This window comes from Agrobacterium sp. DSM 25558, from assembly GCF_900100825.1.
Classification (GTDB): Bacteria; Pseudomonadota; Alphaproteobacteria; order Rhizobiales; family Rhizobiaceae; genus Agrobacterium.
The window spans coordinates 142,059-164,056 of the sequence record NZ_FMUD01000010.1 but is presented as its reverse complement, the minus strand read 5'-3'; the positions used below and the strand labels follow the sequence as shown (position 1 = coordinate 164,056).

27 protein-coding genes are annotated in these 21,998 nt (G+C 55.1%); 8 read left to right on the top strand and 19 right to left on the bottom strand.

From position 1 onward, the window contains the following. Positions 1 to 96: 96 nt before the first annotated feature. Positions 97 to 753 (bottom strand): DsbA family oxidoreductase, encoded by a 657-nt coding sequence (locus tag DSM25558_RS11380; RefSeq protein WP_077104800.1) that lies wholly within the window; start codon positions 751 to 753, stop codon positions 97 to 99. Between the two features lie 86 nt (positions 754 to 839). Between DSM25558_RS11380 and DSM25558_RS11375 the strand changes: the two genes are divergently transcribed. After that, positions 840 to 1,232, top strand: coding sequence for a winged helix-turn-helix transcriptional regulator (locus tag DSM25558_RS11375; protein WP_077104798.1), 393 nt, complete (start codon positions 840 to 842; stop codon positions 1,230 to 1,232). Between the two features lie 144 nt (positions 1,233 to 1,376). Here DSM25558_RS11375 and DSM25558_RS11370 read toward each other — a convergent pair whose 3' ends face one another. Further along, positions 1,377 to 1,985 carry a TetR/AcrR family transcriptional regulator gene (locus DSM25558_RS11370; RefSeq protein ID WP_077104797.1) on the bottom strand — a complete coding sequence of 203 codons (609 nt, stop codon included), beginning with the start codon at positions 1,983 to 1,985 and terminating at the stop codon, positions 1,377 to 1,379. A gap of 111 nt (positions 1,986 to 2,096) precedes the next feature. Between DSM25558_RS11370 and DSM25558_RS11365 the strand changes: the two genes are divergently transcribed. Next, entirely contained in the window at positions 2,097 to 3,308 is a 1,212-nt protein-coding gene (locus DSM25558_RS11365; RefSeq protein WP_077104795.1) for an MFS transporter, read from the top strand. A gap of 147 nt (positions 3,309 to 3,455) precedes the next feature. On the opposite strand, the gene DSM25558_RS11360 is transcribed toward DSM25558_RS11365, so the two are convergent. The 5 genes from DSM25558_RS11360 to DSM25558_RS11340 all read right to left on the bottom strand — a co-directional run bounded on the left by DSM25558_RS11360 (position 3,456) and on the right by DSM25558_RS11340 (position 7,482). After that, positions 3,456 to 3,782 carry a hypothetical protein gene (locus DSM25558_RS11360; RefSeq protein WP_077104793.1) on the bottom strand — a complete coding sequence of 109 codons (327 nt, stop codon included), beginning with the start codon at positions 3,780 to 3,782 and terminating at the stop codon, positions 3,456 to 3,458. A 165-nt stretch (positions 3,783 to 3,947) separates the two neighbouring features. Then, positions 3,948 to 4,955 carry a glycerophosphodiester phosphodiesterase family protein gene (locus DSM25558_RS11355; RefSeq protein WP_077104791.1) on the bottom strand — a complete coding sequence of 336 codons (1,008 nt, stop codon included), beginning with the start codon at positions 4,953 to 4,955 and terminating at the stop codon, positions 3,948 to 3,950. 143 nt (positions 4,956 to 5,098) lie between these two features. After that, on the bottom strand, positions 5,099 to 5,860 hold the full coding sequence (locus tag DSM25558_RS11350) for a hypothetical protein (RefSeq protein WP_077104789.1): 762 nt from the start codon (positions 5,858 to 5,860) through the stop codon (positions 5,099 to 5,101). A gap of 309 nt (positions 5,861 to 6,169) precedes the next feature. Next, on the bottom strand, positions 6,170 to 6,616 hold the full coding sequence (locus tag DSM25558_RS11345; RefSeq protein WP_077104787.1) for a DUF4279 domain-containing protein: 447 nt from the start codon (positions 6,614 to 6,616) through the stop codon (positions 6,170 to 6,172). A gap of 110 nt (positions 6,617 to 6,726) precedes the next feature. Beyond that, a complete protein-coding gene (locus DSM25558_RS11340; protein WP_077104785.1) occupies positions 6,727 to 7,482 on the bottom strand; it encodes a metalloprotease in 756 nt (251 codons plus the stop codon). Between the two features lie 116 nt (positions 7,483 to 7,598). Between DSM25558_RS11340 and DSM25558_RS11335 the strand changes: the two genes are divergently transcribed. Then, a complete protein-coding gene (locus DSM25558_RS11335) occupies positions 7,599 to 7,847 on the top strand; it encodes a hypothetical protein (RefSeq protein WP_077104782.1) in 249 nt (82 codons plus the stop codon). 94 nt (positions 7,848 to 7,941) lie between these two features. Here the strand turns inward: DSM25558_RS11335 and DSM25558_RS11330 are convergent, their stop codons facing one another. The 6 genes from DSM25558_RS11330 to DSM25558_RS11305 all read right to left on the bottom strand — a co-directional run bounded on the left by DSM25558_RS11330 (position 7,942) and on the right by DSM25558_RS11305 (position 13,185). After that, positions 7,942 to 8,397: an Imm30 family immunity protein gene (locus DSM25558_RS11330; RefSeq protein ID WP_077104780.1), complete on the bottom strand. Its 456-nt coding sequence runs from the start codon at positions 8,395 to 8,397 to the stop codon at positions 7,942 to 7,944. Positions 8,398 to 8,580: 183 nt separating this feature from the next. After that, a complete protein-coding gene (locus tag DSM25558_RS28825; protein ID WP_159442491.1) occupies positions 8,581 to 8,835 on the bottom strand; it encodes a hypothetical protein in 255 nt (84 codons plus the stop codon). A gap of 481 nt (positions 8,836 to 9,316) precedes the next feature. Beyond that, entirely contained in the window at positions 9,317 to 10,288 is a 972-nt protein-coding gene (locus DSM25558_RS11320; RefSeq protein ID WP_077104778.1) for a ketopantoate reductase family protein, read from the bottom strand. Positions 10,289 to 10,655: 367 nt separating this feature from the next. Then, entirely contained in the window at positions 10,656 to 11,024 is a 369-nt protein-coding gene (locus DSM25558_RS11315) for a response regulator (RefSeq protein ID WP_077104776.1), read from the bottom strand. Further along, on the bottom strand, positions 11,024 to 12,445 hold the full coding sequence (locus tag DSM25558_RS11310; RefSeq protein ID WP_077104774.1) for a sensor histidine kinase: 1,422 nt from the start codon (positions 12,443 to 12,445) through the stop codon (positions 11,024 to 11,026). Before DSM25558_RS11310 ends, DSM25558_RS11315 begins: the two co-directional genes overlap by 1 nt. Positions 12,446 to 12,813: 368 nt before the next feature. After that, positions 12,814 to 13,185: a response regulator gene (locus DSM25558_RS11305; RefSeq protein ID WP_077104772.1), complete on the bottom strand. Its 372-nt coding sequence runs from the start codon at positions 13,183 to 13,185 to the stop codon at positions 12,814 to 12,816. A gap of 88 nt (positions 13,186 to 13,273) precedes the next feature. On the opposite strand from DSM25558_RS11305, the gene DSM25558_RS28820 reads away from it, so the two are divergent. Continuing rightward, complete coding sequence (locus DSM25558_RS28820) at positions 13,274 to 13,558, top strand: hypothetical protein (protein ID WP_159442490.1); 285 nt, start codon at positions 13,274 to 13,276, stop codon at positions 13,556 to 13,558. 142 nt (positions 13,559 to 13,700) lie between these two features. Here the strand turns inward: DSM25558_RS28820 and DSM25558_RS11295 are convergent, their stop codons facing one another. The 5 genes from DSM25558_RS11295 to DSM25558_RS11275 all read right to left on the bottom strand — a co-directional run bounded on the left by DSM25558_RS11295 (position 13,701) and on the right by DSM25558_RS11275 (position 17,370). Then, positions 13,701 to 14,753, bottom strand: a complete 1,053-nt coding sequence (locus tag DSM25558_RS11295) for an LLM class flavin-dependent oxidoreductase (protein WP_077104769.1) — start codon at positions 14,751 to 14,753, stop codon at positions 13,701 to 13,703. A 71-nt stretch (positions 14,754 to 14,824) separates the two neighbouring features. Next, on the bottom strand, positions 14,825 to 15,220 hold the full coding sequence (locus DSM25558_RS11290) for a DoxX family protein (protein ID WP_077104767.1): 396 nt from the start codon (positions 15,218 to 15,220) through the stop codon (positions 14,825 to 14,827). A gap of 41 nt (positions 15,221 to 15,261) precedes the next feature. Next, positions 15,262 to 15,873: an FMN-dependent NADH-azoreductase gene (locus DSM25558_RS11285; RefSeq protein WP_244554169.1), complete on the bottom strand. Its 612-nt coding sequence runs from the start codon at positions 15,871 to 15,873 to the stop codon at positions 15,262 to 15,264. A 250-nt stretch (positions 15,874 to 16,123) separates the two neighbouring features. Further along, entirely contained in the window at positions 16,124 to 16,870 is a 747-nt protein-coding gene (locus DSM25558_RS11280; RefSeq protein WP_077104763.1) for an SDR family NAD(P)-dependent oxidoreductase, read from the bottom strand. 83 nt (positions 16,871 to 16,953) lie between these two features. Then, positions 16,954 to 17,370: a nuclear transport factor 2 family protein gene (locus DSM25558_RS11275; RefSeq protein ID WP_077104832.1), complete on the bottom strand. Its 417-nt coding sequence runs from the start codon at positions 17,368 to 17,370 to the stop codon at positions 16,954 to 16,956. A gap of 216 nt (positions 17,371 to 17,586) precedes the next feature. On the opposite strand from DSM25558_RS11275, the gene DSM25558_RS11270 reads away from it, so the two are divergent. From DSM25558_RS11270 to DSM25558_RS11260, 3 genes are all read left to right on the top strand, one after another. Beyond that, complete coding sequence (locus DSM25558_RS11270) at positions 17,587 to 18,483, top strand: LysR family transcriptional regulator (RefSeq protein WP_077104761.1); 897 nt, start codon at positions 17,587 to 17,589, stop codon at positions 18,481 to 18,483. 71 nt (positions 18,484 to 18,554) lie between these two features. Then, positions 18,555 to 19,001, top strand: a complete 447-nt coding sequence (locus DSM25558_RS11265) for an Rrf2 family transcriptional regulator (RefSeq protein WP_077104759.1) — start codon at positions 18,555 to 18,557, stop codon at positions 18,999 to 19,001. A 144-nt stretch (positions 19,002 to 19,145) separates the two neighbouring features. Continuing rightward, entirely contained in the window at positions 19,146 to 19,790 is a 645-nt protein-coding gene (locus DSM25558_RS11260; protein ID WP_077104757.1) for an NADPH-dependent F420 reductase, read from the top strand. Positions 19,791 to 19,856: 66 nt separating this feature from the next. On the opposite strand, the gene DSM25558_RS11255 is transcribed toward DSM25558_RS11260, so the two are convergent. Next, a complete protein-coding gene (locus tag DSM25558_RS11255; protein WP_077104755.1) occupies positions 19,857 to 20,753 on the bottom strand; it encodes a LysR family transcriptional regulator in 897 nt (298 codons plus the stop codon). A gap of 337 nt (positions 20,754 to 21,090) precedes the next feature. Between DSM25558_RS11255 and DSM25558_RS11250 the strand changes: the two genes are divergently transcribed. Continuing rightward, a complete protein-coding gene (locus DSM25558_RS11250; protein ID WP_200800744.1) occupies positions 21,091 to 21,987 on the top strand; it encodes an MBL fold metallo-hydrolase in 897 nt (298 codons plus the stop codon). The last annotated feature ends 11 nt before the right edge of the window (positions 21,988 to 21,998 follow it).

Sequence of the window (21,998 nt, the reverse complement as noted above, 5' to 3'; positions counted from 1 at the left end):
ACATTGGCATGGCGGCGAGCAATTTCGGTTGCTGCCGCCTGGCCGATACCTGCCGTGCCGCCAAAAAAAACGAAGTTTGCATTATCGAGCTTGCGTTCATCCGACATGGGAAATCTCCGAAACCGGAGCGGAAGCGCGTTGGATGGCTGCTGCAATCTCATCTTCGCTGCGGCCGCCATTGAGAACGAACTCACCCCCAAACACAAAATGCGGGACCGATGTCACGCCATGCGCAGCAGCGTTTGCAACATCACCACGAGTTCTTTCTAGCTCGACCGGGTCGCTGACCAATTGATATGCTTCCTCGCGTTCAAAGCCATGTTTTGATGCGATATCGGCAAGCACATCGGCATCACCGATGTTGGCGGCATCCTGGAAATAGGCCCAGGTGATCGCTGCTACCAAGCTATGCTGCGTCCCGCGTGGTCCCGCCAGACGGATCAGTGTATGGGCACCGACTGTTGGATAAGCGAATGGTTGGCGACCAAGGTCAAGATCCAACCCGGATGCACGCGCCTCAGCATGTGGCCGAGCCCATGCTTTAGCAGGGTCGGTGATGCCGTAGCGTGATCTCATCAGGTCGACGATTTTGAATCCCTCCGGCGGGCAATCCAGCAGGATCACCGGATGGTGACGGATGTCGGCATCGATTTGGGGAAACCGTTCCGCCAGAACCTTGTCGAGACGGTGCAGCCCAATGATGCACCAGGGGCAACTGATTTCAGTGAAAAGATCGATGCGAAGTGTCGTCATAACGTGGTCTCTCGGCTAGATACATTTTGTTCGTTACGCTAAGATACGACGTGGCTAGACGTTCGCAAGGAGGCACATTTTTGGGAATGACGAACAAGACTTTTAGTGAGAGCGAGCCTACTGCCCCGGATTGCCGGGCGCTGGCAGATGTTCTTGCGCGGGTTGGCGACAAATGGACCATTATGGTCGTCGGGGCACTTTCAAACGGGCCGATGCGCTACAATGCGATAGGCCGTCTGATCGACGGTATCTCGCAACGCATGCTGACTCTTACCCTCAAAGGCTTGGAGCAGGACGGCCTTGTGACACGGACCATCTACCCAACCATTCCTCCCCGTGTCGACTACGAGCTTACTGAACTCGGCCGGACGTTGCTGGAGCCGATAATGGCACTCTTCGAATGGGCTAAACAACATCAGCCAGCCATGATGGAAGCACGGGCGCAATTCTCCCGTTCAGCGACAAATATCAAGCCCTGATCCGTTTTGTCGGACGGTCGTCTTCAGGTCCTTGCGACCCTAATGCTCACCTACACATGTCCGCAAATGGCGCGAAGTGGAAGACGCATTCCGGCCCAAAGCGGTTATTCAGCATCCCACTTTGGCCAAGCAAAGGGCCAACCTTCACGCCGCCATGTGCAAATCCCATATCTGCATCAGTGCCGTGACGGCTTCGTTGAGATCGGCGCCGTCAGCACCGTCCCGAGCTTCAAATGCAATTCCCATCAGGAAGGTATGAAAGAGGTTCGCCAGCCCCCGAACATTCGTAGTGCTGACAAGCTCTCCCGCATCGACCGCACGCCTGATGCAGGTTTCGATGCCCGCACGATTTCGCATCCGGTCAGCTGCGAGCACATCATCTACGTGACGATTTTCGGGCGCACAGTTGTTGGCCCCCAGGATCATCAAGCATCCTGGCGGGTGCGTCTTGTCGGTTTGCATCCTTGCTGAAAGCCTCAGAGCCGTCTCGATAGCCTCGCGTGGCGGCACTGCCTCATCCTTCAGGCTCGCGGTTACGCGCCCGTAGGAGGATTGGTAGCGCAGAACGACCTCGTCGAAGAGGGCTTCCTTGGACCCGAAGGCCGCATAAAAACTTGCCGGAGAAATGTCTCCCATCGCGGCCTTCAGTTGATTAAGAGAGGTCGGCTCGTAGCCCTGCTCCCAGAATAGGATCATCGCGGCATCCAGTGCCTTCTCTCTGTCAAACGCCCTTGGACGTCCCGTTCGAGCCATATCGTGCCTCCGTAAACTTATTCTGTACTATTCGATCCAGAATCTCTTGCCAAGCCCGTTTGATCCGAATATCTGGATCGCTTGATCCATATATAGAGGTGCACGAACTCAATGAAAACGACCGGACCTGAAAACGATACCGACCGATTGCCAGTTGCTGGCTTACTCGCACTGGCGATGACTGGCTTTATCTGCATTCTCACAGAGACGCTCCCCGCGGGGCTACTACCGCAGATCACTGAGGGTTTGGGCGTTTCTCCATCACTCGCTGGCCAGATGGTGACTGTCTACGCCCTCGGTTCGCTGCTAGCGGCGATACCTTTGACCATTGCCACGAGCAGTTGGCGGCGCAGGACAGTTCTGCTGTCCACCATCATTGGGTTTCTGATCTTCAACTCTGTCACAGCGATTTCGTCCAACTATACGCTTACCTTGGTCGCACGCTTCTTTGCCGGCGTTGCCGCTGGTCTCGCCTGGAGCCTCTTGGCAGGCTATGCACGACGCATGGTCCCTTCACATAAACAGGGGAAGGCGATGGCGATCGCTATGGTAGGCACGCCGATCGCGCTGTCGCTCGGCGTGCCGATGGGGACATGGCTTGGTGCGCAGGTCGGCTGGCGAACCGCCTTTTGGATAATGTCGATATTGACATTGGTCCTGATCGGCTGGGTCGTAATGAAAGTGCCTGACTATCCGGGCCAGAAGAAGGGCGATCGACTGCCCCTGCTTCGGGTATTTTCAACCCCCGGCGTTCGACCGGTCCTTGCCGTTGTCGTTGCATGGATGCTCGCTCACAACATACTTTACACCTATATCGCACCCTTCGTTCAGTCGGCCGGGATGCAGGACCGTGTCGACCTTGTTCTCCTGGTCTTTGGGTTGGCTGCACTCGTCGGCATCTGGATGGCGGGAAAGCTGGTCGACCGTCACCTGCGCGCAACCGTGCTGGCCAGTCTAGCCGCCTTCGGGCTGGTATCCCTGCTTTTCGGGATTGTTTCGATGTCACCTTGGGTCATTTATGGTGGCGTTGCCATCTGGGGCCTGACATTCGGCGGGGCCGCAACGCTGTTGCAAACCGCCTTGGCAGACACCGCGGGTGATGGTGCAGACGTTGCACTGTCGATGAACGTCGTCGCCTGGAATGGTGCCATCGCAGGTGGCGGAATCATGGGCGGTGTTCTTTTGGATGCGCATGGACCCACGGCGTTTCCCTGGGCACTGACCGTTCTGCTCGTCATCGCCCTTCTGATCACTTGGTCCGGGCGGGTGCGCGGATTTACACCAGGGGCACGTACCTCCAACGCAAAGGTGGGGGGACACTGACGCCTCACGAAGACAAGCATCGGTCCTATCGCTACCGCGGTGGGGCCAAAACATGACCGTGACCGATATGTGGAGCCATGTCTCCTATTGGCGCATTGCCGCCAAGGCTGCCTTTGGCCCGAAGCGGACAGTCGGGTTCGATCCAACCTAATAAGCTACGCCGTACCACATACAAAAGGCGTCCCTACCTTCGGTCTCGGCGACCTGAGAAGTCTCAAAAATCCCATTTCGGGAAATTGTGTGCCAGCCTTGACTTATTATCTCGCCATCGTATTCAGAAACATAATAATATTGTTCTGCGAAGGCGTAAAAACCGTCGTCTCGCTCAATGATGATAATCCGACGCAACCCTTTGTCGACAGCTGCGATCTCGACCGCCTCTAACTCTTTAACTACGCGCATCGTGGACCTCGAATGAGTGCCTGCGTAATCGGTAGCCAGTTTTTCGATTTGTTCGGGCGTAGGGTCTGTCATTCCTGATATTAAGCATTTCTGCTCGGCGGACGTAAGCCATATGTCCTAGAATAGGCATTCCTCCAATTTATGCGATGATGGCGCACTGCTGCCAAGGCTGCATTTGGCCCAGTGCGGACATACATCGACCGTTCCGAGTGTTTGAAAAAGAGGGTGCAGTAGACATCAACGTGATGAGGGCGTCGATTTACGACCAATTGAAGTGGCAAGTAGCTCCAGTTCATTGGTCATCACGCCTCCAGACCAATCAGTCGGAAGTGAGTTGAGTTCTTCGACTGTATCGACCCCAGTAGAATAGTCTCCACCGTTGTAAGGTCCTATGATAAATACCTCACTACCGGCTGCGCGAAACCTGTCGAGCATGCGGTTGGGCCAGCCCCACATCTTCGGTGCCAGATTGATAGGCAAGTAGACGACGCCGTTTGCACAGGAGGATGGCACGATGCCAGACCATCCCCATTTGGAATAGTCCTTTAAGCAAGCGATGGCCGAAACCCGCGTCGTCGTTTTCAGCCCTGGCATAAGGTGCTTGAGAACCGCTGTCGGTCGTTCGCCGCCATAGACAAATAGTTGATCGCTGACATTCGATGGGAAAGACTTGAGATATGCAGCGAGAAGCTCTCCCTCTTTTGGAGAGTTGCTCTTGATGTTGATCAGAAAGCCTTTCCCTGGGAAGGTGTCGAGTACTTCGCGAAGCGTCGGCATTGAGCCAACTCCTTTCCCACGGAATGGAAAGGTTTCACCTCCATCGGATGTATAGCCGTAGCCGACATCGAGATTGCGCAGTTCGGCCATCGAATGCTCACGAGTTACGCCATGACCGTCCGTACGGCAGTCGAGCGTCCAGTCGTGGAAGACGGCGAATTCACCATCCGTGGTAGGGTGAATATCAAACTCAACAGCATCTGCGCCTGCTTCGAAACTGGCTTTCATTGAAGCCAAAGTGTTCTCGATAAAGACGTCGCCAGAGGGCAGCATTCGCGTGGCGGTGCAGGTGTCAGCCTTAACACCTGTCATATCGTATCTCGGTGCGATTCCGCGATGGGCGAGAAGTGTCATCTGTCCTGTCGGTCGTGCCGCAAGCAGGTTTGTATTAAGAAGGAAAAAAGCCGCCGCAACAACCGCAGCCGCGATCAGGGCATAAACAGAAACCTTCGAAAACGCGTTTGTCATATTGGTTCATCCCCAAAGAGCCACAAGCTTCCGATTGAAATAGACGGATTTGAGGCAGTGAGACTTCTGATCGCTTTTGGCGCAACGCTGCCAAGGCAGCGATTGGCCCAAACCGGTCGTTGACCGTGACGTTGCCCCCAAAATTAGGAATTTTGCGATATTAGGGCCGCGATCAGTTCTACCTTTTCGACAACCTCCGCATTGTGGCGAGTCGATAAACGCCCGCTCAATTCAGAGCCAAGCTGCCGCCATTTCATGTGGCGGTGATCGTAGATTGTTTTTGAAAGCAGCCAAGTGTCGTTTGCTCCCAAGTTTGCGTATTGGAGTTGGATGCTGGTGGCTGCAGTCTCGTTTACCATTATCCAGTCTATGAGCGCCACCAGCGCGGCATTGTCCCACTGGGGAACAGCAAGCGCAAAATGAAGGAGACCGAGGCCGAAAAATATAGTGTCTACATCATGATCATCCGGGTCGGTATCGAGCAAGCAGACAAGGAGGTCTGCCGCTTCAACCTCTGTTGAAAGCTGAAGCTCTCTAAGGCTTTCGATGAGTTGAATCAGGGTGCAATTGCTTCCGTCGTGAGAACTCTCCGGATCACACATTGCTGTCATCAGGACGGTGCAACAAAATGCTCTTTGCCTATGCATTTGGATAAGGCCGTCATTGGTCGCATCTTGTGCAGTTTCAATCCATCTCATTAATTGGAGCACTTCAGCCGGATACCATCCGAACGGCGCAGGGACAGAAAGATTCCGTGCAATATATTGGAGCTGCTCGAGATGCAGCTCTACCCCGTCCCCGTAATCGCAGCGCGCGATATCCAAGAGGTCATCGGCATGCAGTTCCGCAATTACAAGTGCCAGAAGCTTGGAGGGGTCGCCAGTGCGTGAGATTGGAAATTTCATTCGGCTCCTTTGTACGCCACTTGTAAAAGCTAGGGTTGCTCATTCCATGTTCCCGACATACTCAGGAGACTGCGGCAATACGACTTTTGCCACCCCCGCTTGGGCATTAATATTGATGACTTCCGCACGCGTTTCGCAGATTACGCAGTGCCGTGATGAGACGCAATGACCGCTCTTGGCGCAACGCTGCCAAGGCAGCAGTTGGCCAAAGGGGACATACCTTCGGCGTAGACTTCGTCCGCCTTGTGGCATTATTCGGTGACGTAACCATAGTCACCGTCTGCCGCCCAGCTCGTCTCAAGCCTTTCATTACACACAGTTGCCGTTTTCAAATTCCCCAGCATCCGCCTCGTCCTCACCGCTGTAGATATCTAGGTCAAGGGTAAGACCACGGACGCCAATGGCAATGAGAGTCTGGGGAGAGACACTCAAACCCTCGTTAAACCCTGATAGAAAAAGTCCAACAAAGATCCGCCCTCGGTAGCGATCCGAAAAGTCCTTCCAGATACTGAAGTCTTCGCTGAGACCAGAGAGTAGTGCATGTATCTGCTGCTCAAAGCCCCCGTGCTGGGCATCCTCTGCCCTGAGAAGCCAAATACCGGTGTGCGAAACACGCTCATTACCTGCAGGCGTGAGCAAAATGCCGCCCATACTCGCTCCGTTCGTAGGCTTACCAAGCCAGCGCGAAATTTCGTCTGGATCAAGATTGTCACCGGAGAAGCTCAGGGAGACGACAGTCTTACAAATCTCAGCCATGCTTTGACCTTCCTAAAAATGCTTCAATTCTCCTTGGCACTTATCTCCAGGAGACCTCGAATGAGAGGCTTCGTTAGCGGAAATTGGACCAAATCGGAACAGGGCAGTTTCTATTCCACACTCCAGGGGCGCTTATGTCGACCGGCTTGCATGGCACTGTAATTCATATGGAAATTTGGCGGAGACCAGACTATCACGCCGCCCAATATGGAGACGATGAAAACGAACTTGGATATTACAGCAAGTACCGTCCCGATTAGTCCCGTCCAAAACAAAGCACGGTGGAGCCCGTACTTGGCTTCCAAAAAAATTCGGAGAATGTGTCCCCCATCAAGGGGAAAAGCTGGAAGCAGATTGATGAATGTCAGGACAATATTGAAAACAGAAAGCCAAAAGACTGCATCAAAGATAAACGGCGGCGAGGCTGGTGGTGGCCTGTGCCATAGCTGCTCCGTTCCTGAGGAAAACACAACGGGATCGGGTAAGAAGGCATAGTACGCTGTGACGCCAAGAGCGCCGATAAAGAGATTCGCCAGCGGGCCCGCCAATGTTATCAGGTAGTCGTCCTTTCGGCTGTATCTGTAAGTCTCCCAAAGTGTTTCGCCGCCCGCCACATGAAGGCGGATTGACGTCACGCGGTGGCCCAGCCTCATGGCAGTCCATGCATGTGCAACCTCGTGAATGAATATCGACAGCACTATTCCGACAGACACCACACAGGCGGTAGAAATCCCTCGGGAGGTAAATTTGAACCATATCGGCAGAGTCAGGGCCACGACCAAGAAGATTATGCTTCCATGTATCCATACAGTCGGCGCGTTCTTAACTGAAAATTCTACGCCGTCATCATAGTGGGTGATCTTCACAGAGGCTCCTACGTGCGGTTCTGCTCTGGAAGAAAATCTAGGTTGTAATCACGAGAACAGCAATACGATCCTCGCGCTGCCTTTCTTCGGCCAAAACGCTTCAGCTATAAGCGCAGATGGAAACCTTTGGGCCCTATATCCCTGACGACTTCAATTCTGTGCTGATGATTGCCATCGGCACGGTCATCACTATCTGGCTTGTAATGTTCGTCGTACGCAAACTGATCGGCATCGTCTTAGTGGCGGCTCTCATCATCGGCGGCGTGATCATCTGGCAGAATCCCAGGCTACAGGGGACCGCACAGGATACCGCCGTGCGCTACTACGACCAGTGGCATTATGGTTCGGCAGCCAATAATTACTAGCAACGCTGGTAGCGCCCTGACGCCTATGCAAACGTCTGAACACGTTTCGCACTCGTTCAGCCGTGCTCAGAGTGTTAATGATGTGAGCGACCTCTTATCGCATGGCCAAAGTTACCGGTACGGTTTTTGCTAGAAATTGCGGATCGATCTCAGCAATACGACGACACACGGCATCAACATCAGCTTTGACTGATTTAGATGCGGTACGCAGCTGAGTAATTAGCTCTAGTTGCGTCGGACGACTATTGAGTACCCTCATTGTGACAATTGATGTCCAACGCGGAGATGATGTCCTGATAGCCGAAAAAATAGAGAGAAGAGAGAGGATATATTCCTCGTCGGGCGCACTTTCTGCAGCGTGGATGAGGGAATACATGCCTTCTTCATACTCTGCCTCATCGGACAAGAGCAGCAATAAATCTCTCGAAACCTTATCGCAGCTATGAACGAGCAGTTTCGAAAGTACCGAATCTATAACGGTCGGACGAGCGCCGTGACGCTGAATTTCTTCACGCAAGCATCGTAACTGGTCATCATAGGTTTCTGTCATCTTTCTTCCTTGATGCCCGATTTGCTTTAGTCGAAATCAGATAACGATAAACGTCAACTATCACCAGTCCAAGTCCCTTTGGCGCGGCAGCCGATACGCTGGTCTACTATTGGCCCAAACCGGTCATCTGCCCTCGGCGAAATGGTAGTGAATCCTGGATTTCGCGGCCTCTCGTCCGATAGTTCAACAAAGTTTGCGGTATAGTGGAGAGGTGATCAGATAGAGCGAGGAGCCAAGACGTCCGCAGATATCATCGTCGAACTTTCTTTGTTTGTTGAACATGGGCGGGAGAGAGAGGCCGCTAAATTCTATGCCGCCGCCTTTGGTGAGCAGGAAGCGAACACTAATGACATCGATGGCGCTCTGGCGGCTGTCGAAATGCGGTTCGGGAACCTGCCTGTGTGGGTCGCCGACTCTAATCCCAATCGCGAAAAGCATCCTCCTACGGTGGCCCTTTCTTTCCGAAAGAACCAGGGGCGGTCAGCACGATTTTCCAGCTCAAGGTTGGCAACATTGAAGGTGTAATGCAGAGCGCCCTTTCAGCCGGAGCTGGGATCCGAGACGAAATCCAGACTGACGTGATAGGCCGGCGCGTGGCCTCGATCTTCGATCCGTTCGGCCACATTTGGGCGCTCGTGGAGCGTAAGACCGAGGGCATGTCACTCGCAGCTTAAATCTGTCGCAAATGTCTGTCGCAAAACTTCGACTTTTGAGAGCGAGTTTCGCGACGAAGATTCCCTTTAATTTTTCAGGGCTAGAGAATTTGATTGATATGCTAGGGTATTTGCGACGCATCTTGCGTTAGGAGCAGCCGGCGGAACAGGTTCGTTCGATCACATAATGAAGCCGCTCTTGCACCTTCTGTCATCGGGAGCCTTCGACCACCGGCTGCACACAGATTTTGATCAAACCCGATACTCTAAGCGAGAGACAGTGCCCGCTTGACCTCGTCCAGCGGAATCGTTCCGGGCCGCAGTTTTTCTCGTACCATGCGGGCAGCGAGTTCGCAGAACCAGGTATTGGCAGGTGTGGGGACACCATGCAGCCGCCCCAGTAGAACGACTTCACCGTTGAGATAATCGGTCTCGATAGATCCCGTGGAGCGGGCAAGGCTTTGCATGGAGGAGCTCCCCGCACGGCTGAAACCTGCGATCGATGCCATCTTCATCAGCCTTCCACGGTTGGGATCGGTTTCACCGACGCTCTGCCATTGCACGCCCGACGCAGCGAAAACCACCTCTGCCTCTTCGCGTAGAAGGTCGACGATTGGCGCGATATCGCCCTGGTCGGCGCATGCGGCCTCGACGATGTTGTGAAGGTTTAAGAGCAGCTTTCCATATTTGTTCTTCATCACGTCCGGAACCACAAAAGCTGGCAGACCTGACGCCGTGAGCGCCTGCGCGACGGCTTCATCGACACTGTCGAAACCTTGCGGATACCGGCCAAGATAGAAATAGCCGGAGTGAGGTGATCCGAAGGCGAGGATCTCGCCGGGCGTGACATAGTCCGCCGGCAGTATGACGCTCACGCCATGTACATTGGCAAAACGCCGCAAAGCGGTGCGTTCGTTCTCGACACCGTTCTGGAAGCAGAAGATCGACTGGTCCTGAAGGCCAGCCGCCGCGAGTTGCTCGATCACTGCACCCATGTGTTGGGTCTTCGTACAGACCAGCACCACATCGTCAGGAAGAAGCGCGATCGCGCTCGGCGATTCCACGCATTCGAAGTGACAGGTCTCGGTTCCCCTGGGAGTCCGCAATGTCAGCCCCTTCGCTTTGATCGCCTTTAGCTGCTCGCCGCGCGCGATCCCGATGACCTTCTGACGGGCCGAAGCAAGCGAGACCGCAATCGTGCCGCCGATGGCACCCACACCATGAATTATGAAACGCATTTTCAAACACCTTGCGCAAGCGATCCGGACAGGCCCGGTTCCACCTTGAAATTCTAAAAGACTTGGGCCGAAGACAACGAACGTCCAGGTAATATTTGCGATTCCGGCCGCATTAAAGATCGACGGCGCTTCGCCAGACCAACCCTTCGATTTCGCTAGCGGAGATTATTCACGCCCAACCCAGTGTTCATAACCAAGTTCTCCGATCCGCCATAGCACATAACCCCACACATATTGGTTTCAACCTAAGAAGTCACGGCACCATCTCTGGGGCCAATGCAGCGTTTTACAACAGGTTCACTGAGCCGCCTCGCTTCGACGCATGAAGGCACAATCGATTAGGAATCAGATACTTCGGGCTTTGAATTCATTTAGCGACCTGCATCAGCGACGAGAGCACTTCACGTTCCGAATAGGGCTTGCCCACGAAACCAATGGGATGCCAACGCTGTGCCTCTGCCCGCGTGCGCTCGTCAAGGTTTCCGCTGACGAACAGGGATGGAATGTCCCAGCGCTGGCGAAGAGCGGCTGCGGTTTCGACACCGTTTGTTCCTCGGGCGAGATTGACGTCCATGATGGCGACGTCCACGCTTCCGTTTACCTTCTCGGCGAGCGCGATGGCTTGCGGCATGTCGGAAGCCTGCCCGATCACCGTATAGCCCGCATCGAGAAGCATGTCTTCCAGATCAAGCGCCAGCAGCATTTCGTCTTCAACGATCATCACCCGTAGAGGCATCAGGTGCCTTTCCCTGGAAAAGTCACGGTTGCTCGAAGCCCATCATCGTTTGTCTCTTCGCGGAATTCACCCTCGATCTGCGCTGCCATGCTTTCAATGAGCCTCGATGACAGTTCGCTCGCTGGAGCATCTGTCGGACAAGCATGCTGATCGTGGACCATCAATGCAATAGAACCCGAGAAAAGCTGCTTCAGCGATAGATGGACGGGAGACGGGGTTCCCTCGGTTCGCCGTAATCGCTCGGCGATGAGTTCGTTCACGATGACAGATACCGGTATTGCGCGTTCGGTCGTCAGCGCAATCGGATCGACATCGACTTCGATTTGCCGACTGTCGACCGAGTTGGTCAGATCGAGGCACAGCCTGGTGAGGTGATCAGCCATATCCACCGACAGGGAATTGGCTGTCCGGTAGAGACCCTCGTGAACCGAGATGATCGCCCTAACCCGGCCGATGGCCTGCTCAAAGGCTTCGATCACGTCTGGATTGTCCAGTCTTCGGGCCTGTAGGCGAAGCGTACTGACGACAAGTTGCAGACTATTTTTGACGCGGTGGTTCACTTCGGCCAGCAGAACGTCTTTCTGCTGTAAAAGCTGCTCTTGAGTTTTCACGGAGCTTGAGAGTTCGGCTTCTCGAGCACGATCCGCGGTTACGTCCATCAACACGCCAATCATCCGCACTGCGCCGCTGGACGTTCTCAAAACCTCTCCTCGCGAGGCGACGTAGCGGATGTTGCCCGTTGGCAAAACGATCCTGCAATCGAAATTCAGCACCGTCAAATCAGGGCTGCCGATCGCGCTCTCAACGATCGCTCTCACTCGCGGGAGATCGTCGGGATGCATCCTTGCAAAATACGGCGCAGCGACAGGCCCGCCGGTGCCCGGTTCAAACCCAAACAATTCATCGACGGAATGGCTTCGCCGCCAGATGTCCGTCTCCGGCTCATACTCCCAAGATGCAAGGTCAGCGGCATGATGGGCGATGCGCAACCGAGCATCGGCTTCGCGCGATTTGACGACGCTCTCCGTCACATCCATCGGGTTTTGAATGATATATTCGATGGCTCCGTTGTCCCCGGCAACAGGCGTATGAACAGGAGTCCAAAACTTCTGGACAAAACCGCCCTCTGGTCGAGGAATGTCGTACTGGATGACAGCCATCTCGTGTGGCTTGCCCGTGGCCAGGACATGTCGTAGCGAGACCTCCAACGGGCCCTGCTCCACTGTGCCTACAGCGTCGGGATTTTCTGGGAAAGCCTCAAGGATATGACGACCGACGATGTCATCGAGTGTGCGGTCTGTAAGGTGAAGATAGCTGTCGCTCGCGCCGACAATCGTCAGGTCGCTATTGAGGATAAGGTAGGGCTGCGGCATCCCGCGGACGATGGCCGCAAAATCGGCTGTGTGTTGCGTCGTAGTCAAACCGATAAAAACTCCGACGTGCGGCTGATGTGGTGCGGGAAGAAGGATGGAGACTGCGTATCCAACTGTGAAATTTCATAATTTGCTGAGCCTGAACTCAAACTAACCATTTGGAGCAAGAAAGGTTCCACCGAGAACACTCAAAACTGAACTTATCTCAAAGTTGCGGGGTGAAAACCCGATTTATTAGAGGTTTCACAGATTTAAAACGTTTTCCGATCCGGGAGGCCCTGAGGGAGCGTAGACAAACGGGATAGTTTCGCAGAAGGCGAAGCTTCTTCGGTTACGCTGGCAGTTTTCCGCAAGATTGATCCGCATACGACCTGCATTGGCGTGGTGGCGGTGCCGAAACCCCAGCCGATGGTTCTTTATGCTCGCATACGCCCCCTCCAAGCGCTTGCCTCTTTGACCACGGTGCCCGCCGGTTCGCTGAGAGCTAACCACGTCGCCCACGTGATCAGACCCTCGTCGGGAAAGCTCTCGCTGTAGCAGATACGTCCGCTCTCGCTGTGAAACGCTGCGAAGACCACCTGCTCATTGAAGACGCCGTTAGCGTCCTTCAGGTCAACGACGATGAGATGCGCCTGATACTTGGCCATGATCTCGATCGTTTCTGCAGCAGTGCGAGCGGCGAAGACCGTCGCGCCGGCATTGCCGAGAGCGATTTCCAGCTGGCGAACGACATCTGGCTTGTGCTGGACGACAACGACGAATCCTTCAAGAGGTGGTGCGGGGAACATCAGAGTTTTTCTTCCGGACAGATAATTGCGCCGGCTGATTTCGGGCAACAGAATTAGCCCGGTAGCGGGACGTTCTAGGTGACACGAAATGTTTGACGGTGAGAGCCGCTCCACAAGAATTGCGAATAGGAACTCCCGTCATGCGGAGTCTCATATCGTCAACGCAACCGTGCCGGCACTTCGTCACCTGGTCGATGTCTGGGCTAGAGACGAGCGTGGCCAAGACGACAGGCTTCAACGCTTTCGGCAGCGTCTTGAAGAAATGGAAGCTATCGAGCTGGAGCACGGCGGATTTTCGCTTGGAGTGTTCGAGGAATTACCGCCTTTCAGGGCACGGTCGTCGGATGCGGCTGGGCAGGCGAGCGATACGTAGAGGTGGTAACGGCCCAGCTCTGGCTTGAACAGACTGTTGGGCTCGTCTTTAATCCAGTTGCGAAACACGGTGCGCGGACGGCGCAGTTCCCATCAGCCAGTACGCTCTCCATACCGCTGCGCTGCCACACACCTGCGATCAATCACCCATGATGAGCCGCCTCACCAAGGACTGCCTTGACGGCGGGTGAAACCTCGCTGCCGAGCAATTCGATCGAACGCTGCATGGCCTTTGTCTCCAGCATGGCGGAACTCATCTGGAAGGTAATGCGGCAAATCCCACCCAGCGCTTTGTCAGCAGCCACGATCTTGTCGAGCACGGTCTGAGGGTTGCCGATCAGGAAGGCCCCATCCGGTCCGCGCATCGCGTCGAATTGGTCACGCGTCGCAGTCGACCAACCGCGCTCCCGACCGATTTCGGTGAACACATGCGCCCATCCCGGAAAGAAGGCGTCAGCCGCACTCTGGTCGGTGTCACCGACGAAGCCCATAGCATGAACACCGACTTTGAGCGTCTCCGGCGCATGACCCGCACGGTTGCCAGCTTCACGGTAGAGGTCGACGAGAGGACGGAACCGTTCGAAACTGCCGCCGATAATTGCCACCATCAATGGCAGTCCAAGAGCTCCCGCACGCGCGAAAGATTGCGGTGTTCCGCCGACACCAAGCCATATCGGCATTTTTTGCTGATATGGACGCGGATATACGCCTTGCCCGTTAAGCGCAGGCCGGAAGCGGCCGCGCCAGGTCACATTGGTTGTTTCCCGCAATTTGAGGAGAAGATCGAGCTTCTCAATGAAAAGAGCATCATAGTCGTTCATGGCAAAGCCGTAGAGCGGGTAGGCCTCGCCGAATGAACCGCGCCCGACCACGATTTCCGCCCGACCCTTGGAGATTAGGTCAATCGTCGCAAAATCCTGAAAGACCCGGACAGGATCTGCAGCGCTGAGAACGGTGACAGCACTCGCAAGTCGAATGCGCTTGGTGCGTGCTGCAGCGGCAGCAAGAATAATGGCTGGTGCAGAATCCAGAAACTCCTTGCGGTGATGTTCGCCTATCCCGAAAACGTCAAGGCCGACGCGATCCGCTGTTTCCACCTCCGCAAGCAAAGCCTCCATTCTATCCGCTGGCGGCACGGTGAGGCCGGTCGCCGGATTTGGTATTGTTGCCGCGAAACTATCGATGCCGATTTCCATGTTCGTTCCAATATGGTGTCAAGAAAGAGAGGGGCTGGCTTGTTGTTGTCAAGAATGAGCCAGCTCTGAAATCATGCAGTCCTCAGACGGCGCGCGTCGAGGCTGAGGGACCCCGCTCCGAACGCCGCCACTTGTAGAAGCCCGCCGACGATGGAGATATTCTTCAAGAAGTGGATCATCTGGTTCTGGTCGGTAAAATCGTTATGGAAGATCAGCGCCGTTGCGAGTGTGAAGGCTGCAATGACAAGGCTGACGATGCGGGTCTGATAGCCTATGACTAGAAGGATGCCGCCACCCACCTCAACGGCGACCGCCAACAGGTAGGACAGCAAAGGCAGGGGTAAACCGACGGAGGCGATGTATCCCTGGGTAGCCTCCGGTGCCATGAGCTTGCCGAGACCGCTGAAGATGAACATGACAGCGAGGAGAAGTCTGCCGGTAGCCGCCAGATAATTGCTATTGGGCATTGGTTGTCCTTGAACTATTTGATTTGTCGTACAGGGAAGGGTCAAGCGGCGAGCGCGTCGATCTGCGTCGTCGCCCCAGCGATGGCCGCAGCCTTGGCGTCTTCGCCAAGAGCAAGGCCCTCGGCACGGATGACAGTCACGTCGGTCAGGCCGATGAAAGCGAGCACGCCGAGCAGGTATGTTTCCTGATGGTCAAGGGCTGCGGCAGGGCTGTCACCTGTGTAGACTCCACCACGGGCGGATGCCACGAAGACCTTTTTGCCTTTTACAAGACCCTCTGGTCCGTTGGCACCGTACTGAAATGTCCGTCCGGCAACGCAAACACGGTCAATCCAGCCCTTCAACTGTGTAGGGATCGTGAAGTTGTACATCGGGGCACCGATGACGATAATGTCGGCCGCGAACAGATCGTCAATGTAGGCACCGCCTGTCGCCAGATCCTGACCAAGGGCAGCGCTTCCGACTTCACCGCCCTGAAACACAGCCATATGCTCGTCCGAGAGATGCATCGCCGCGTCGATGACGAGATCGCGGCGAATGATTCTGGCACCGGGATGGAGCGCCTCCTGCTTCGCAACGATTTCGGCTGTGAGCTTACGGCTCACGGAATAGCCGCCCAGAATGCTGGAATCGATATGCAGAATTGTTGTCATGGTTTTCGTCTCCACGAATTTGCCCGAAAAAGTAGAGTTGATACGGATAAGGAAGTTTCTGAATGTCTTGATCATGACTCACATCACCATGATCAGAACTGCTGGAGAAGCCTGTATTTCCCGATGACATCCATCGGCTGTAGCGATGGACCAAACACGATTTTCCGCTGCTTTTGTGTATTGTCGCTAAAGAAGCGGCTACGTGTCGGGGGGTATGGACGGGGATTTGATAGCCAAGGCATCAGTGCCATCAGGAAATCTTGTACTGTCCACCGTCAACCGGGAGGGCTTGTCCGGTAATGAACGAGGCATCTTCGCTAGTGAGAAAGCAGATGGCACCTGCAATATCCGAGGGCTCGGCAAAGCGTTTGATTGCCTGTGTCTCCCAGGTCCTGCGCTTTTCTTCCTCTGGCATGTCCTGTGTCAGCCTCGTGTTGGTGATGGAAGGCAGAACCGCATTCACAGTGATGCCAGAGGCGGCAACGTCGTTTGCCAGCCCTCGTACAAAGCCGATCACTCCCATTTTGGAGGCCATGTAATGGCTCATTCCGGGTATCGCCAAGCCGATCGAATTGGACGAAATGTTGACGAAGCGTCCCCAACCCTTCGCGCGCATCTGTGGCACGAACTGCTTTGCACTCAGGAAGTGGGCGTCCAGATTGATGGAAAATGTCTTTCGCCAAAGCTCGATGTCGAGCTCGTCGATTGGTTTGGGACTTCCCATACCGGCATTGTTCACGACGATATCCGTACCGCCGAAGCGTTCCTGGACCTCCCGGTCGATACGCTCCCAATCGGCTGCGCTTGACACGTCACCCGTCACGATCAGGTTTGCGCCTTCGATCATGCCGGCAGTTTCCTGCGACTCGTCCATGTCCCAAAGGACGAGTTTGGCTCCATGTCCGGCCAACTTCAAAGCTATTGCCTGACCTATGCCACGGGCAGCCCCCGTGACGAGGGCCACACGGCCTTCGTGGCTCGGTTTCAATACGGTCATCCTGTTAGTCCTCTACGAATTTCGCTTCGTTACAGATACGTGCCAGTGGACATCGCGCCGGTCCGGTGCGTTGGGGTCTGCGATCAGAAGCCGGAGCCGCCCAACGCCTTCATAAATGCCTGTGGGTTCCAGTACTCACGGTAGCTCACGATCAGCCCATCGCGAAAAGTGACGAAGGTGGCGTAGCTCATGTCGTAGGGATTTGCGTTACTCACGACGATTCCCGAGGCGCTCCATTCGGCGATGGCGACATTCGGGTCGTCTGTTACATATATCCGCAACGTCGGAAGCGACCGAATATCAATGACATTCGGATAGTTGCGCAGATATTCGTAGAGAGCAGGGCGACCTTCGATCCTTGTCGGCGAGCCCGGCGGGGCGAATGGAAACTCCGCGACGACGTCCTCGGCGCAAAGTGCGGCCCAGCCTTGCATGTCCTTTGCCAGAAATCTCTCCAGGCTTTGGCGCAGCAGGTCGGCGGCAGTTGTTGTGGTGGTCATAACGTGTTCCAATCCGTATGTGATAATCTTTGCGATAACGGCAGCGATCCCCCGCTTGGCGTGGGTGTCGTCGCGGTGAAACTCGCTGACGCGTGGCCGCACCAGCATGCCCGCTCAGTCAAGAAAAAGTAATGTGTCAGTGCCACAGTTGCATAAATGCGACTAGCCTGTATTGTCCGATGGAACCCATAGACTTGACCGATAGGAACCGACAACATGCTAGACGGAGTCTCACTCGATCAATTGCGAACGTTTGTAGCTGCGGCCGACGAAGGCAGCTTCTCTGCGGCCGCTCGTCGTCTGAAACGGACCCAGTCGGCCGTCAGCGAAAGCATTGCCAATCTCGAAGCCCAACTCGCCACCGCTTTGTTTGATCGCTCGGCGCGATATCCCAAGCTGACGCCGCAGGGAGCCGTGCTCCTTGCTGACGCGCGGGCTGTGGTCAGTGCCGTAGACGGAATGAAAGCACGGGCGAGAGGTATTGCCGGAGGTCTTGAACCCGAGCTTGCAGCGGTGATCGACGTTTTCTTTCCGATTGCGACGATTGCCGATGTTTCGCATGAGTTCCGCCGGGAATTTCCTGTCACACCGTTGCGGCTGTATGTAGAGGCCTTGGGTGCGGCAGTGCAGCCGGTCATGGACGGCCGAGCGAGCTTTGGTCTTGTCGGGTCTTTACCGACGCTGCCCGATGGTCTTAGGGCGGAGCGCATCACGAGTGTCGAATTTGTCATGGTTGCAGCGGCCATGCACCCGCTTGCGGAACGTGAGGGGCTTATACCTCGTGAAGAGCTTGCCCGCCACGTTCAATTGGTGCTGACCGATCGGTCGGATCTCTCAACCGGGCGGGAATTTGGTGTCATGTCTCCCCTGACGTGGCGCCTGGCAGACCTTTTTGCCAAACACGCTTTTCTTGTGAGCGGACTTGGATGGGGTGGGATGCCATTGCACACCGTCGAAAAAGACATTGCTGACGGTCGCCTGGTCGAACTCACCATTGAAGATATACCACCCGGCGGTTTACGGTTGCCGATGTCAGCGGTTTATCGGGTGGACGCTCCGCCAGGACCCGCAGCACGTTGGATGATTGATCGCCTCAAGCAGCGCTCAAAATAAATTCGCAGCGAAGCCGGTTGACAGAGCGCAATGTGTGTAATAGTGATACTTACACAATAACGGAGATCGTCATGCCTACCAGCACCCGTTTCGCCGTCGCCGTGCACATTCTGGCCGCTCTCGCTGTCAGTGATGGAAAGCCGATGCGGTCTGAGGATTTAGCCTATTCGGCAAATACGAGTGCAGTGGTCGTCCGCGGACTTCTGTCCAGGCTGATCGATGCAGGCTTGACGCGTTCACAACTCGGCGCTGGAGGCGGCGCCCTTCTAGCAAGGCCGGCAGAAAAAATCAGGCTTCTGGATGTTTACGAAGCTGTGGAAGACACCGAGTTGTTTTCCTTACATCGCACGCCGCCCTGTGAGAACTGCGCCGTTGGTGGAAATATTCTCGAGGCGATTCAGCCTGTCCTGACAAAGGCGCGCGCGGCGCTTGAAGCAGAGTTGGCGAAGTCCACCGTTGCGGACATCGCAGCGGAAGTGGCGCGCCTTGGTAAATTCTCTATTCCGCTGGTCTGGTGATCATTTGTCGATAACTGTCACTATGCCAGCGACACACCTTCAATCTGACTGTTATGCGTCAAGTTGGATCCCAGGAATTGCTGGCCGTAGGGGCGTTGGCAGTTCTCGTCTTTTAAGCCCCGTTTCGTTTGCAGGAGTAAAACTATGACTATCGGCATTATTGGTTCCGGCGCACTCGGCTCCAACCTCGCACGCATTTTCGCCAAGAATGGCATTGCGGCCACTATCTCAAACAGCCGCGGTCCAGCATCTCTTGCGGCACTGGTCGAAGAGCTTGGTTCGTCCATCACCGCAGGTACGGTCGAACAGGCGGCAAGCGCAGACATCGTATTTGCTGCGATGCGATGGAGTGTTGCCAAAGACGTTCTGACAAGTTTGCCTGCTTGGAATGGCCGCATCATCGTCGACGGAACGAACGCGGTGGAATTCCTCGAGCCGAACTCGCCCGATGCGAACGATCCAAACAATCCATTGGCGGCCTATGGCATCAAGGCGGTTGATCTCGGCGAACAGCATTCGAGCGAAGTATTCAGCCAATACGTTCCAGGCGCACGGGTTGTGAAGGCGTTTAACCATCTCGACGTCAATGTCTTGCCTGAGCCTGAGGTGTCGGGTGGAAAGCGTGTGCTGTTTTACTCTGGTGACGATGCTGATGCCAAGTCCCAGGTTCGCGCGATCATAGAAGCGACTGGGTTCTTTGCTGTCGATCTCGGTACTCTGGATACTGGTGGTCGGCTCGCTTCACTGCCTTTCGGTTCGTTGGCCTCACACAGTTTCATCAAGATCTGACAGACGTAAAAATCGATCATGAGGAAGACGCACCTGCGACTTCCTCTTTTTCGGAGGGAGCCTCATTTACTGTTTGATTGTGCTGATCAGCATCGCAACGAAAGCTGAAACCTTTGGTGGACGGAAGCGCGCCGCAGGGTAAACCGCATATACTCCACCGGAGGGGAGGCTCCAATCCGGCAGCACATGGATCAGGTGACCGTTTGCTATCCCGGCTTCGGCAAGAAAATCCGGTAGCACAGACAGTCCTGCGCCGTGCTTAACGGCCTCCATGACCGCTGGCGTCGTGTTTATGGCTATGTCAGAATTGAAACGTAAGGTCTTGGTGTTGCTTTCACCCTGGGTGAATATCCATTCCAGAGGCTCTCGCAGCGAAGCGTTGGCAACGAAGGAAAGGGACCCTAGGTCTTCCGGATCACGCGCTTTCGACAGTTTCTCGGCAAGCGGGGGGGAGCCAACCAAATATTGTCGAAAAGAACCAATCCGTCTCGCCTGCATGCTTGAGTCCGTCAGCCATCCCACGCGCACGGCGAGGTCTATGTTGTCGGCCACGAGATCGACTGTCTTGTCAGTGAGATTGAGCTCCACCTTGCAATCCAGATACCTCGACGTAAAGGCAGTGATGACCGGAACCAGAACAGAAGTGCCGTAGTCGTAAGGCGCCGTTATCCTGAGCATGCCGCGTGGGTCGACCGCGGCCTGGGCCAGTTCGCCCAAGGCATCTTCGGCATCCCGTAGGACCGATACGCAACGTGCATGGAACATCCGCCCAGCTTCTGTCGGCTGGAGCCGTCGCGTCGTGCGCATCAGCAGTGTTGTTCCAACCTCCAACTCCAGTTTTGCAACCTGCTGGCTGACAACCGCCTTGGTGATTCCCAGATACTCGGCCGCACGCGTGAATGACCCCGTATCAACGACAGCGACGAAGTAAGAGAGCCGATTGAGATTGGTGGCCGTAGGCATGATCGTCCCTCAAATGATTGTCAGCTTTTAACATACAGTCTGTAGTCTCCGTGAGTCTTTTCAGATCTATCGCGGCATGCCATTTATCGCTTCGCGGGGCTTGGAACATTAGCGGCAAACCGGGTTCGAGGCAAAACGCCTAAAGATGGCGTACAGCGATTGCGTGAGTTTCAAGTCTTGCCAATCAGAGCCATAGATTTTGGGTGGCGTTGGTGTGGCACCGGAACTTTGGGATCAATCTCGGCTGAAATGACCAGCCGGCGCAGATCGATAGCCGTCTCTATGCGGACCACAAATTACGGAAACGGACACTTTCATCCATACACAGGAGATACAGATGTTTACCAGGAGAACCGTTATGAAGACGACCTTGGCCGCAGGTGCTGCAGCCGTTTTCGCACCTGCAGGGCTCGCCCATTCTGCTGGGGCTCTAACATGGAAACATTTCCCTGCAGGAGAGAACGGCTTTTTCCGTGCTCCCGTTCTCATCTCCGGCGCGAAGGAAGCTATTCTGATAGACGGCGGGTTCACACTTTCAGATGGCAAAGCGATTGCCGACGCCATCAAAGAGACTGGCAAGACCCTCACGTCCATCTATGTGAGCCAGTCCGATCCCGATTACTATTTTAGCCTGGGACCGATAAAGGCCGTCTTTCCAGATGCAAAGGTAATTGCCGCGCCTGCCACGGTTGAGGCGATCAAGGGTAGCGTCGAGAAGAAGCTTGCTGTGTGGGGTCCACAGTTGAAGGAAAATGGTCCGCAAACGCTTGCTGATATCGTCATACCGGAAGCCATTACGGATACCACGTTGAGTGTCGATGGTGAGGCGATCGAAATCATCGAAGCCGAAGGACTTGCCAACCGACGCTATCTCTTCGTTCCGTCGCTGAATGCTGTTTTCGGTGGCGTGCTGATCTTCAACGGTGTCCATGTCTGGACCGCCGACACGAACAGTGCCGAATTGCGTTCCGCATGGGTCGCCAATCTCGAAAAGATAGCAGCGCGCAATCCGAAAATTGTCGTTGCTGGCCATATGAATTCCGATGCGGCCACAGACCTCTCGGGAATCACGCATACCATCGCCTACCTTAAAGCTTTCGATGAGGAGTTGGGTAAGGCCAAGGGCTCCGCCGGGCTTAAGGCCGCGATGGAGTCGCGCTTTCCCGGTCTCGGCATGGGCGTCGCTCTTGATATCGGCTCCAAGGTTGCTACTGGCGAAATGAAGTGGGGCTGATCGACTGGGTT